Below are 11901 nucleotides of genomic sequence, written 5' to 3'. Positions count from 1 at the left end.
CACCCCCCCCCCGCCACAGGCGCCCCCCCCACCCCGACCGCCACACCACTACCGCCGGCGGCCGCGGCGGAGGGGGAAGGGGGACCGGGCATGGTCCCGGTCGCGGGCCGCGGCCCGGCGGCGTCGTCGCGCCCGGGCTTGGTCCCGGCTGGACGCCGCGGCAGCGGCCGGCGCCGAGGCGGCCGCGGTGTCGGAAGCTTTCGCTTCGGCGCCGCTGCGGGCGTGCATGGCGGGACCGAACCGCGTCCACGGTCCACCGCCGCCCGCCAGATAGCCGAAGCTCTCGGCGCCCACCGGCGGCGGTCCCGGCGGCGCCGCGCCACCGGCCACGGCCGACGCGGGCGCGGTGGCCGGGGCCGACGCCGGCGCGGGTGGCGCGCTTGGCACGGTCGGGGCGCCCCCGGCGGCCGGCCACACCTTGGGCTCGGCCACGACGGGTTCGAGGATCGGTTCGGCGACCGCGGCGATGGGAGCGGGGCGGATACCGGCCAACCCGGCCAACCCGATCGCCCAGCCGAGATTGGCCAGCGCCAATGTCAGCGCCGGCTGCAGCAGCGCCGGAAAATACGGGCCAAACGTGGACAGCACCTGACTGGCGTGGAACGTCAGGTCGGCCATGACCGCGGGCAGATCGGTCAACAGCGCGGCCGGATTGGTCAGCAGGTCGTTGAGCAGGGTTTGAAAGTTCTCCACCTGCTCAAGTCCGACATCCAGCCACCAGGCCGGGTCGGTGGGATCCAATTCGCCGTCGTGGATTCCGCCGTCGTCGCCACCGTGGTCGTGGCCGTCGTCGTGGTCGTGGCCGTCGTCGTGGTTCAGGATCGGTGGTGCGGTGGTGGTCGACGGGGTGGCAGCCACCGCGGTATCACTGACCGCCTCATAGGTACTCATCGTGGTCGCCGCCTGCACCCACATCCGCGCATAGTCGGCCTCATTCACCGCGATCGGAATCGTATTGAGCCCAAAGAAATTCGTCGCCACCAACACCCCATGAGTCACATGATTGGCAGCCAACTCCCCCAACGTCGGCATCGCCGCCAACGCCCCGCTATAGGCCCCCGCCACCGCCTCATGCTGAGCCGCCGCCGCCGCACTATCGGCACTCGCCTGCCCCAACCACGCCAAATACGGCCCATGCGCAGCCACATACGCCTGCGCACTCGGCCCCTGCCACGCCCCAGCCTGCACCCCACCCAGCACCGCACTCAATTCCTGCGCCACCGCCGCATACTCAGCACTCAACGACGACCACGCCCCCGCCGCCGCCAACAACGCCCCCGGCCCCGGACCACTACTCAACAACGCCGAATGCACCTCCGGCGGCGACCCCATCCACACCGGCACGCTCACAACAGACACACCATCCCAGGCTTCGATGACTATTGAACATGATTATCATTATCAGTTGCGTGGCGGTGTTTCAAGCGACGCCGCCGGGCTGGCACGATCGCGCCATGCCGGTTCCCGAGTTCATCGCCGACCTGCGCGCCCGGATCGGGCACGACCCGCTGTGGCTGATCGGGACGACGGCCGTCGTGATCCGCGGCGGCAGCGAGGTGTTGCTCATCGAACGGGCCGACAACGGTTGCTGGACACCGGTGACCGGCATCGTCGACCCCGGCGAGGAGCCCGCCGACGCCGCGGTCCGGGAGGTCGCCGAGGAGACCGGCGCCACCGCGGTACCGACGCGGCTGGCCTGGGTGCACGCGACCGCGCCGGTGGTGCACGCCAACGGTGATCGGGCGCAATACCTCGACCACGTCTTCCTGATGGACTGGGTGGCCGGTGAGCCCCGCCCGGACGGCGAGGAGAGCACCGCGGCGGGGTGGTTTCGCCTCGACGCGCTGCCGCAGATGTCGGCGCGGATGCGGGACCGGATCGCGGCCGCCCGCAGTGATCGCGGCCAGACCCGCTTCGAGTGGTCCGGCCCGGCCGGTTAGCCGTCAGTCAGCGGAAACTCACAGCAGGGTCGGCAGGGCCAGCGCCGAATCGATGGCCAGCGCGCAGAACACCACGGCCAGGTAGTTGTTGGACTGCAGGAACAGCCGCAGCGGCTTGACCGGCTCCCCGTTGCGCACCCCGGCGTACAGCTGGTGGGCCATCGTCAAGAACCAGGCGCCGGCCAGACCCGCCACCGCGGCATACAGCCACCCGGCGGCCGGGATCAGCGCCAGGGTGGCGAGCACGGTGAGCCAGGTGTAGATCAGGATCCGCTGGGTGACCTGACGCTCGGTGGCCACCGCCGGCAGCATCGGCACCCCGGCCGCCTTGTAGTCGTCCTTGTAGCGCATGGCCAGCGCCCAGGTGTGCGGCGGCGTCCAGAAGAAGATGATGGCGAACATCACCACGGCCGGCCAGCCGATGGTGCCGGTCACCGCCGACCAACCGATCATCACCGGCATGCAGCCGGCCGCCCCGCCCCACACCACGTTTTGCGAGGTGTGGCGCTTGAGCAGCATCGTGTAGACGAACACATAGAACGCGATGGTGGCCACCGCCAGCACGCCCGACAACAGGTTGGTGGTCGCCAGCAGCCAGAAGAACGAGCCCACGCCCAGCACCAGCCCGAACACCAGGGCGTTGCGGGTCGGCACCGCCGCCCGCGCCAGCGGCCGCCGCGCGGTCCGCTTCATCACCTTGTCGATGTCGGCGTCGACCACGCAGTTCAGCGTGTTGGCGGAGGCGGCGGCCAGCACCCCGCCGATCAGCGTGTTAAGGATCAGCAGCGGGTTCACCGTGCCACGCTCAGCGAGCAGCATCGCCGGTATCGTCGTCACCAGCAGCAGCTCGATGATCCGCGGTTTGGTCAGGGCCAGATACGCCAGCACTGCGCTGGGTATTTTCGGCGCGACGCGCTCGCGAATGCTCACGCAGTAACTCCTCAGGTCGCACCAGCGCGCAGCTTCTACTACAGACGATGGTAGACCGCCGGGCCACCGCGGCCACACCGCAGGGTCGATTCGGCGGGATTCCCGCTGTTTGCGCTGCCGCACGACCGGGAACCCGGCGCGAAAATCCCAGTCTGCGGCGACGCGGGATCCCGCACTAGGGTGTAGAAGAACCGGCTCGTCGACCCGAGGACTGACGTTAGTGACCACACTCGAAGAAATTTCCGCGCTGACCCGCCCGCAGCACCCCGACGACTGGGCCGAGATCGATTCGGTCGCCGTCGACACCGTCCGCGTGTTGGCCGCCGATGCGGTCCAAAAGGTCGGCAACGGTCATCCGGGCACCGCGATGAGCCTGGCGCCGCTGGCCTACACGCTGTTCCAACGGGTGATGCGGCACGACCCCAGCGACACCACCTGGCTGGGTCGCGACCGGTTCGTCCTGTCGGCCGGGCATTCCAGCTTGACCCTGTACCTGCAGCTCTACCTGGGCGGCTTCGGCCTGGAACTGTCCGACATCGAATCGCTGCGCACCTGGGGGTCCAAGACCCCCGGGCACCCCGAGTTCCGGCACACCCGCGGGGTGGAGATCACCACCGGCCCGCTCGGTCAGGGGTTGGCGTCCTCGGTGGGGATGGCGATGGCCGCGCGCTACGAGCGGGGCCTCTTCGACCCGGACGCCGAACCCGGCACCAGCCCGTTTGACCACTTCATCTACGTGATCGCCTCCGACGGGGACATCGAGGAAGGCGTGACCAGCGAGGCGTCGTCGCTGGCCGCGGTGCAGCACCTGGGCAACCTCATCGTGTTCTACGACCACAACCAGATCTCGATCGAAGACGACACCAACATCGCGCTGTGCGAAGACACCGCGGCCCGCTACCGCGCCTACGGCTGGCATGTGCAGGAGGTCGACGGCGGCGAGAACGTGGTCGGCATCGAGGAGGCCATCGCCAACGCCAAGGCCGTCACCGACCGTCCGTCGTTCATCGCGCTGCGCACCATCATCGGCTACCCGGCGCCCAACCTGATGAACACCGGCAAGGCGCACGGGGCCGCGCTCGGTGACGACGAGGTGGCCGCCATCAAGAAGGTGCTCGGGTTCGATCCGGAGAAGACCTTTGAGGTCCGCGAGGACGTCATCACCCACACCCGCGGGCTGGTCGGCCGCGGCAAGGCGGCCCACGAACGCTGGCAGCAGGACTTTGAGGCCTGGGCCGAGCGCGAACCGGACCGCAAGGCGCTGTTGGACCGGTTGCTGGCCCACCAGATGCCCGATGGCTGGGACGCCGACCTGCCGCACTGGGAGCCGGGCTCCAAGGCGCTGGCCACCCGCGCGGCGTCCGGCAAGGTGCTGTCCGCGCTCGGACCCAAGCTGCCCGAGCTGTGGGGCGGCTCCGCCGACCTGGCAGGCAGCAACAACACCACCATGGACGGTGCGGATTCGTTTGGGCCGCCGTCGATTTCGACGAAGGACTACACCGCCCACTGGTACGGCCGCACCCTGCACTTCGGGGTTCGTGAGCACGCGATGGGCGCCATCCTGTCCGGGATCGTGCTGCACGGCCCGACCCGCGCCTACGGCGGCACATTCCTGCAGTTCTCCGACTACATGCGTCCGGCGGTGCGGCTGGCGTCGCTGATGGACATCGACACCATCTACGTGTGGACCCACGACTCGATCGGCTTGGGCGAAGACGGGCCCACCCACCAGCCGATCGAGCACCTGGCCGCGCTGCGCGCGATCCCGAACCTGTCGGTGGTGCGCCCCGCCGACGCCAACGAAACCGCCTACGCCTGGCACACCGTCTTGGCCCGGGGCGCCAGCAGCGGACCGGTCGGGTTGATCCTGACCCGCCAAGGTGTTCCGGTGCTCGAGGGCACCGACGCCGCCGGGGTCGCCCGCGGCGGGTACGTGCTCGGCGGCGCCGGCGACCAACAGCCCGACGTGGTGCTGATCGCCACCGGCTCCGAGGTGCAACTGGCCGTCGAGGCGCAGAAACTGCTGGCCGACAAGGACATCGTCGCCCGGGTGGTGTCGATGCCGTGCGTGGAGTGGTTCGAGGCCCAACCGGTCGACTACCGCGACGCCGTGCTGCCCCCGGCGGTGTCGGCGCGGGTGGCCGTCGAGGCCGGGGTCGCGCAGTGCTGGCACAAACTGGTCGGTGACACCGGGCAGATCGTGTCGATCGAGCACTACGGGGAATCCGCCGACTACAAAACGCTGTTCCGCGAGTACGGGTTTACCGCGGAGGCCGTCGTCGCCGCCGCCGAACGCGCACTGGACAACTAGGGAAAAGGGGTATCGGAAAGATGACCACGTCACAAAACGCCAACCTCGCTGCGCTCAGTGCCGCGGGGGTCTCGGTGTGGCTGGACGACCTGTCCCGCGACCGGCTGGAGTCGGGCAACCTCGCCGAACTCATCGCCACCCGCAGCGTGGTCGGGGTGACCACCAACCCGACCATCTTCCAGAAGGCGCTGGAGCAGGGCCACGCTTACGACACCCAGGTGTCCGAGCTGGCCGAGCGGGCCGCCGATGTGGAGGCCACCATCCGCACCGTCACCACCGACGATGTGCGCAACGCCTGCGATGTGCTGACCCCGCAATGGGAGGCCTCCGACGGCGTGGATGGCCGGGTGTCGATCGAGGTCGACCCGCGGCTGGCGCATGACACCGACAAGACCATCGCCCAGGCCGTGGAGCTGTGGAAGATCGTCGACCGGCCGAACCTGTTCATCAAGATTCCGGCGACCAAGGCCGGTCTGCCCGCCATCACCGCCGTGCTGGCGGAAGGGATTTCGGTCAACGTCACGCTGATCTTCTCGGTGCAGCGCCACCGCGAGGTAATGGACGCCTACCTGGCCGGGTTGGAGGCCGCCCACAAGGCCGGCCACGACCTGTCCAAGATCCATTCGGTGGCGTCGTTCTTCGTGTCCCGGGTGGACACCGAGATCGACAAGCGGCTGGAAAAGATCGGCTCGGCCGAGGCGTTGGCGCTGCGCGGCCAGGCCGGGGTGGCCAACGCCCGGCTGGCCTACGCCGCCTACCAGGAGGTCTTCGAAGGCGGTGCGCGGTATGGCGCGCTGTGGCCGGAGGGGGCGCGGGTGCAGCGCCCGCTGTGGGCGTCCACCGGCGTCAAGAATCCCGACTACGCCGACACACTGTATGTCACCGAGCTGGTGGCGCCGCACACGGTGAACACCATGCCGGAGAAGACAATTGAAGCCGTGGCCGACCACGGGGTGGTCACCGGCGACACCGTCACCGGCACGGCCGACGCCGCCCAGGGCGTGTTCGACCAACTGGCGGCGGTCGGGATCGACCTGCCGGACGTGTTCGTCGTCCTTGAGGATGAGGGCGTGGAGAAATTCGAGGCGTCCTGGACCGAACTGCTCGACGCAACCCAGGCTCAGCTCGACGCCGCCACCAAGTGACGCAGGCCATCGACCCGTGGCGAAATCCGCTGCGGGACAAACGCGATAAGCGGCTGCCGCGGATCGCTGGGCCGTGCGGGGTGGTGATCTTCGGGGTCACCGGCGATTTGGCCCGCAAGAAGTTGATGCCGGCGATCTACGATCTGGCCAACCGGGGCTTGCTGCCGCCCACCTTTGCGCTGGTCGGATTCGCCCGCCGGGACTGGGACGATCAAGATTTCGGCCAAGTCGTGCACGACGCGGTCCGGGCGCACGCCCGCACCCCGTTTCGGGAGGCGGTGTGGGAACGCCTGGCCGAGGGTTTCCGGTTCGTGCAGGGCACCTTCGACGACGACGCGGCGTTCGCCCGGCTGGCCGAGACGCTGGACAAGCTCGACGTCGAACGCGGCACCGGCGGCAACCACGCCTTCTACCTGTCGATCCCGCCGAACGCATTCCCGATGGTGTGCGAAAAGCTGTACTCCTCCGGGCTGGCCCGGCCCCGCGAGGGCCGCTGGAGCCGGGTGGTGATCGAGAAACCGTTCGGCCACGATTTGGCCAGCGCCCGCGAACTCAACAGCGTGGTCAACAGCGTCTTCCCGGAGGAGTCGGTGTTCCGGATCGACCACTACCTGGGCAAGGAGACGGTTCAAAACATCCTCGCGCTGCGGTTCGCCAACCAGCTGTTCGACCCGATCTGGAACGCGCACTACGTCGACCACGTGCAGATCACCATGGCCGAAGACATCGGATTGGGCGGCCGCGCGGGCTACTACGACGGGATCGGCGCGGCCCGCGACGTGATCCAGAACCACCTGCTGCAGCTGCTGGCGCTGACCGCGATGGAAGAGCCGGTGAGCTTCCGCCCCGCGGAGCTGCAGGCCGAAAAGATCAAGGTGCTCTCGGCGACCCGGCTGGCGCAGCCGCTGGATCAGACCACGTCGCGTGGTCAGTACACCGCCGGCTGGCAGGGCGGCGAACAGGTGGTGGGCCTGCTGGAAGAGGAGGGGTTCGCCACCGACTCCACCACCGAGACGTTCGCCGCCATCACCTTGGAGGTCGACACCCGACGCTGGGCCGGGGTGCCGTTCTACCTGCGCACCGGGAAACGGTTGGGGCGGCGGGTCACCGAGATCGCGCTGATGTTCAAACGCGCGCCGCATCTGCCGTTCGACGCCACCATGACCGACGAGCTCGGCCAAAACGCCTTGGTGATCCGGGTACAGCCCGATGAGGGGATCACGCTGCGGTTCGGCTCCAAGGTGCCCGGCCACCTGATGGAAGTCCGCGACGTCAACATGGATTTCTCCTACGGCTCGGCGTTCTCCGAGGATTCGCCGGAGGCCTACGAGCGACTGATCCTGGACGTGCTGCTGGGCGAACCGTCCCTGTTCCCCGTCAACGCGGAGGTGGAATTGTCCTGGGAGATCCTCGATCCCGTCCTCGACAACTGGGCCTCGCATGGCAAGCCCGACCCGTATCAGGCGGGCACCTGGGGCCCGGCGTCGGCGTTTGAGATGCTGCGCCGGGACGGCCGGGAATGGCGGCGACCGTGATCGCCGCCGAGCGCGAGCAGACACAAAAGTCCCCCAAAAGCACCGAAATTAGGGGCTTTTACGTCTGCTCGGCCGGGTCAAGGGAGCGGCGCAAATGATCATCGACCTGCCCAACACCAGCACCACCGCGATCAACAAGAAGCTCGATGAGCTGCGCGAGCGGGTCGGTGCGGTGACGATGGGCCGGGTGCTGACCCTGATCATCGCGCCGGCGACCGAGGCGTACCTGGACGAATCGATCGCGGCGGCCAACGCCGCCAGCCAGGAGCATCCCAGCCGGGTGATCGTGGTGATGACCGGCGACCCGGACGCCGCCGACGCCCGGCTGGACGCCCAGCTGCGGATGTTCGGCGACGCCGGCGCCGGTGAAGTGGTGGTGCTGCGGCTGTCCGGCGCGCTCGCCGGGCACGCCGACAGCGTCGTGGTGCCGTTCCTGCTGCCCGACATCCCGGTGGTGGCCTGGTGGCCCGACCTTGCGCCGCCGGTTCCCGCCCAAGACCCGTTGGGCCAGTTGGCGATCCGGCGTATCACCGACGCGACCAACGGCGCCGACCCGCTGTCGGCGATCACCGGTCGTCGGCCCGGATACACCCCGGGCGACACCGATCTGGCCTGGAGCCGGATCACCTACTGGCGGGCGCTGCTGACCTCGGCGCTGGATCAGCCGCCCTACGAGCCGGTCACCTCGGCGCTGGTGTCCGGGCTGAAAACCGAACCGGCGCTGGACGTCCTGGCGGGTTGGCTGGCCGGCCGGATCGACGGGCCGGTGCGCCGCGCGGTCGGCGAACTCAAGGTGGAGTTGGTGCGCAGCACCGAGACGGTGACGCTGAGCCGCCCCCAGGAGGGGGTGACCGCGACGTTGAGCCGCACCGCCCGCCCGGATGCGCTGGTTCCGTTGCCGCGTCGCGACGTCAGCGAATGCCTGGCCGAGGATTTGCGGCGGCTGGACCCCGACGAGATCTATTTCACCGCGCTGCAGGGCATCGACCGGGTGGAGTACGTATGAGCCAAACTGTGGAAACCTACCCCGACACCGCGGCGCTGGTCGCGGCGGCCGGTGACCGCCTGGTCGGCGCCATCGAAGCGGCCATCGCGGCCCGGGGGCGGGCGCTGATCGTGCTGACCGGCGGCGGCACCGGCATCGGGTTGCTGCGCCGGGTCGGTGAGCAGGCGCAGCGCATCGACTGGACGAAGGTCCAGGTGTTTTTCGGCGACGACCGGTTCGTGCCGGCCGACGACGACGAACGCAACGCCAAGCAGGCCGGCGAGGCCCTGCTGGATCACGTCGGGCTTCCGGCGAGCAACGTGCACGCGATGGCGGCCAGCGACGGCGAGTTCGGCGACGACCTCGACGCCGCGGCGTTGGGCTACGAGCGTGTCCTGGCGGCGCACGCTGAACCGGGGGAAGCCGCACCGAATTTCGACGTGCATCTGCTGGGGATGGGACCCGAAGGCCACATCAACTCGCTGTTCCCGGATACCCCCGCGGTACGGGAGACCGCCCGGCTGGCGCTTCCGGTCTACGACTCTCCCAAGCCGCCGCCCCGCCGGATCACCTTGACGTTGCCGGCGATCCAGCGGTCGCGCGAGGTGTGGCTGGTGGTGTCCGGTGCGGCCAAGGCCGCCGCGGTGGCGGCCGCGGTCGGCGGCACCGACCCGGTGGCGGTACCGGCCGCCGGGGCCGTCGGGCGCGAGGCCACGGTCTGGCTGCTCGACGCGGAGGCCGCGGCCAAGCTGCCGACCGGCTAACCTCAGCGCTCCGCGTCCCCGGCCGGTTCGAGACCGGTCATAATGGGCGGCATGGCAGACAAATCCGCCGGCACCGGTCCGGAGCGGCGTCGGCTCAAGACGCTGGCGCAGGCCGCGTTGAACGCCGACGTGACGGTCGGGCAACTCGAAGATGTGCTGTCCGGCCTGGGCGACACCATGGGCGAGCTGAACAGTTCGCTGGTGGGCCTAAACCGCACGGTGGAGCGTCTCGGGGACGGGCTGGACCACCTCGAAGAAACGATGGCCAGCCTGGACGATCTCGCGAAGCGGCTGGCCACGCTCATCGAGCCGGTGGAGGCGATCGTCGACCGCATCGACTACATCGTGAGTTTGGGGGAAACGGTGATGTCGCCGGTGTCGGCGACCGAGCATGCGGTGCGCGGCGTGATGAACGTGGTGAACGCGCTGCGGAACCGCACCGTCCGCGCCGATTAGCCGCTGTTGCGCAGCGCGCTGGCCAGCCCGTTCATCGTGAGCAGGATCCCGCGCTGCACCAGTTCGTCGTCGTCGCCGCCGCGGTAGCGGCGCAGCAGCTCGACCTGCAGATGGTTCAGCGGCTCCAGGTACGGGAACCGGTTGAACACCGAGCGGGCCAGCGACGGGTTGTCGGCGAGCAGGTTGTCCTGGCCGGTGATCAGCTTGTGCGCGGCGATGGTCCGGCCGTGCTCGGCGACGATCTTGTCGAACACCCGGTGGCGCAGCGCCGCGTCGGGCACCAGTTCGGCGTAGCGTGCCGCCAGACCGAGATCGGATTTGGCCAGCACCTGCGCCATGTTCGACAGCACCGAGGTAAAGAACGGCCACCGCCGATACAGGTCCTGCAGCACCTCCAGCCGGCCCGCGTCCTCGTCGAGCCACTCGTGCACCGCGGTCCCGGTGCCATACCAGCCCGGCAGCATCACCCGGCATTGGCTCCAGGACAGCACCCAGGGGATGGCGCGCAGGTCGGCGATCGAGTTGGTGGGTTTGCGGGAGGTGGGCCGGCTGCCGATGTTGAGCGCCCCGATCTCGCTGACCGGGGTGGACGCCAGGAAGTAGTCGACGAACCCCGGGGTCTCGTGCACCAGGTCGGCGTAGGCGCGCTGGGCGCGCGCGGCCAGCTCGTCGAGTACGGCATAGGCCGGTTCGGCGTCGGGCCCCAGGCCCTCCACGTCGAGCAGGGTGGACTCCAAGGTGGCGGCCAGCAGGGCCTCCAGATTGCGGTGCGCCATCGCCGGCTCGGCGTACTTGGCGGCGATCACCTCACCCTGCTCGGTCAGCCGTAGCGAGCCGTTCACCGCGCCCGGCGGTTGCGCCAGGATGGCCTGATAGCTGGGTCCGCCGCCGCGGCCGACGGTGCCGCCCCGGCCGTGGAACAGCCGCAACCGGATCCCGGCGTTGCGGGCCGTCTCGACCAGGTCGAGTTCGGCCCGGTACAGCGCCCAGTTCGCCGCCAGATACCCGCCGTCCTTGTTGGAGTCGGAGTAGCCCAGCATCACCTCCTGGCTGCCGCCGCGGGCGTCGACGAGCGCCCGGTACAGCGGAATATCAAGCAGCGCTTGGAGTATCGACGCACCCCGGTGCAGGTCGTCGATGGTCTCGAACAGCGGCACAATGCCCACCGGACACAACGGCTGCGGCCCCGAGGCGTCCAGCAGGCCGACTTCCTTGAGCAGCAGCGCCGCCTCCAGCAGATCCGACACCGACTGGCACATCGAGATGATGTAGGTGGGCACCGCGTGCGGGCCGAAGACGTCGACCGCGCGGGCGGCGGCGGCGACCACGTCCAGTTCGCGGCGGGCCAGCTCGGACAGGTCGGCGCCGTCGCGGATCAGCGGGCGGCGGGTCGCGAGTTCGGCGACCAGCAGCGCCACCCGGTCGTCTTCGGGCAGCGACGGGTAGTCGGGGTGCACCCCGGCCCAGGCCAACAGTTCGGCGACCACCTCTTCGTGGACGTCGGAGTTCTGCCGCAGGTCCAGCCCGCACAGGTGGAACCCGAACACGTGCACGGCCTCCCGCAGCCGGGCCAGCCGGTCGTCGGCCAGCAGCGCGCTGCCGTGCCCGCGCAGCGAGGCGTCCACGATGTCGAGGTCGGCGCGCAGCTGCGACGCCGCGGCGTATCGGGGCAGACCCAGGTCCAGCCGCTGCGGCGGCGGGCGGTCCAGCACGGCGTCGGCGGTGGCGGTCAGCCGGGCGCGCATCGCGCGCACCGCGCGGCGGTACGGCTCGTCGGCACGCTCCGGCTCGCCGCCGCTGTCGGCGAGTGCCGTCAACTGCGGGGTGGGCTGGAC

10 protein-coding genes are annotated in these 11901 nt (G+C 69.7%); 7 read left to right on the top strand and 3 right to left on the bottom strand.

The features are described 5' to 3' along the window. Window positions 1-48: 48 nt before the first annotated feature. Entirely contained in the window at window positions 49-1332 is a 1284-nt protein-coding gene (locus BKN37_RS22095) for a PPE domain-containing protein (RefSeq protein WP_083341967.1), read from the bottom strand. A gap of 122 nt (window positions 1333-1454) precedes the next feature. Between BKN37_RS22095 and BKN37_RS22090 the strand changes: the two genes are divergently transcribed. Next, window positions 1455-1940, top strand: a complete 486-nt coding sequence (locus BKN37_RS22090) for an NUDIX hydrolase (protein ID WP_071029095.1) — start codon at window positions 1455-1457, stop codon at window positions 1938-1940. Between the two features lie 18 nt (window positions 1941-1958). Here BKN37_RS22090 and BKN37_RS22085 read toward each other — a convergent pair whose 3' ends face one another. Then, window positions 1959-2870, bottom strand: a complete 912-nt coding sequence (locus BKN37_RS22085; RefSeq protein WP_071029092.1) for a heme o synthase — start codon at window positions 2868-2870, stop codon at window positions 1959-1961. Window positions 2871-3090: 220 nt separating this feature from the next. Between BKN37_RS22085 and tkt the strand changes: the two genes are divergently transcribed. From tkt to BKN37_RS22055, 6 genes are all read left to right on the top strand, one after another. After that, the gene (gene tkt / locus BKN37_RS22080) at window positions 3091-5181 is read left to right on the top strand and encodes a transketolase (RefSeq protein WP_071029091.1); all 2091 of its coding nucleotides are present in this window, start codon (window positions 3091-3093) and stop codon (window positions 5179-5181) included. Window positions 5182-5201: 20 nt separating this feature from the next. Next, window positions 5202-6326, top strand: coding sequence for a transaldolase (gene tal / locus BKN37_RS22075; protein WP_071029090.1), 1125 nt, complete (start codon window positions 5202-5204; stop codon window positions 6324-6326). Then, window positions 6323-7861 carry a glucose-6-phosphate dehydrogenase gene (gene zwf / locus BKN37_RS22070; protein ID WP_095407172.1) on the top strand — a complete coding sequence of 513 codons (1539 nt, stop codon included), beginning with the start codon at window positions 6323-6325 and terminating at the stop codon, window positions 7859-7861. The genes tal and zwf overlap by 4 nt, the downstream gene beginning before the upstream one ends. Before the next feature lie 94 nt (window positions 7862-7955). Then, window positions 7956-8867: a glucose-6-phosphate dehydrogenase assembly protein OpcA gene (gene opcA, locus BKN37_RS22065; RefSeq protein ID WP_071029089.1), complete on the top strand. Its 912-nt coding sequence runs from the start codon at window positions 7956-7958 to the stop codon at window positions 8865-8867. After that, window positions 8864-9610: a 6-phosphogluconolactonase gene (gene pgl / locus BKN37_RS22060; RefSeq protein WP_071029088.1), complete on the top strand. Its 747-nt coding sequence runs from the start codon at window positions 8864-8866 to the stop codon at window positions 9608-9610. Before opcA ends, pgl begins: the two co-directional genes overlap by 4 nt. 42 nt (window positions 9611-9652) lie before the next feature. Continuing rightward, a complete protein-coding gene (locus BKN37_RS22055) occupies window positions 9653-10066 on the top strand; it encodes an ATPase (RefSeq protein WP_071029087.1) in 414 nt (137 codons plus the stop codon). Here the strand turns inward: BKN37_RS22055 and ppc are convergent. Then, window positions 10063-11901, bottom strand: a 1839-nt coding sequence (ppc, locus tag BKN37_RS22050; RefSeq protein ID WP_071029086.1) for a phosphoenolpyruvate carboxylase, incomplete at its 5' end; no start/stop codon positions are given. The genes BKN37_RS22055 and ppc overlap by 4 nt on opposite strands.

This window comes from Mycobacterium talmoniae, from assembly GCF_001854525.1.
Taxonomy (GTDB): domain Bacteria; phylum Actinomycetota; class Actinomycetes; order Mycobacteriales; family Mycobacteriaceae; genus Mycobacterium; species Mycobacterium talmoniae.
This window is presented reverse-complemented; position numbering and strand designations above follow the sequence as displayed.

Excerpts from the sequence above, each read along its gene's own strand:
- BKN37_RS22055 (WP_071029087.1), top strand. The coding sequence starts at position 9,653 with ATGGGCGGCATGGCAGACAAATCCGCCGGCACCGGTCCGGAGCGGCGT.
- pgl (WP_071029088.1), top strand. The coding sequence starts at position 8,864 with ATGAGCCAAACTGTGGAAACCTACCCCGACACCGCGGCGCTGGTCGCG.
- BKN37_RS22095 (WP_083341967.1), bottom strand. The coding sequence starts at position 1,332 with ATGGGGTCGCCGCCGGAGGTGCATTCGGCGTTGTTGAGTAGTGGTCCG.
- opcA (WP_071029089.1), top strand. The coding sequence starts at position 7,956 with ATGATCATCGACCTGCCCAACACCAGCACCACCGCGATCAACAAGAAG.
- BKN37_RS22090 (WP_071029095.1), top strand. The coding sequence starts at position 1,455 with ATGCCGGTTCCCGAGTTCATCGCCGACCTGCGCGCCCGGATCGGGCAC.
- tal (WP_071029090.1), top strand. The coding sequence starts at position 5,202 with ATGACCACGTCACAAAACGCCAACCTCGCTGCGCTCAGTGCCGCGGGG.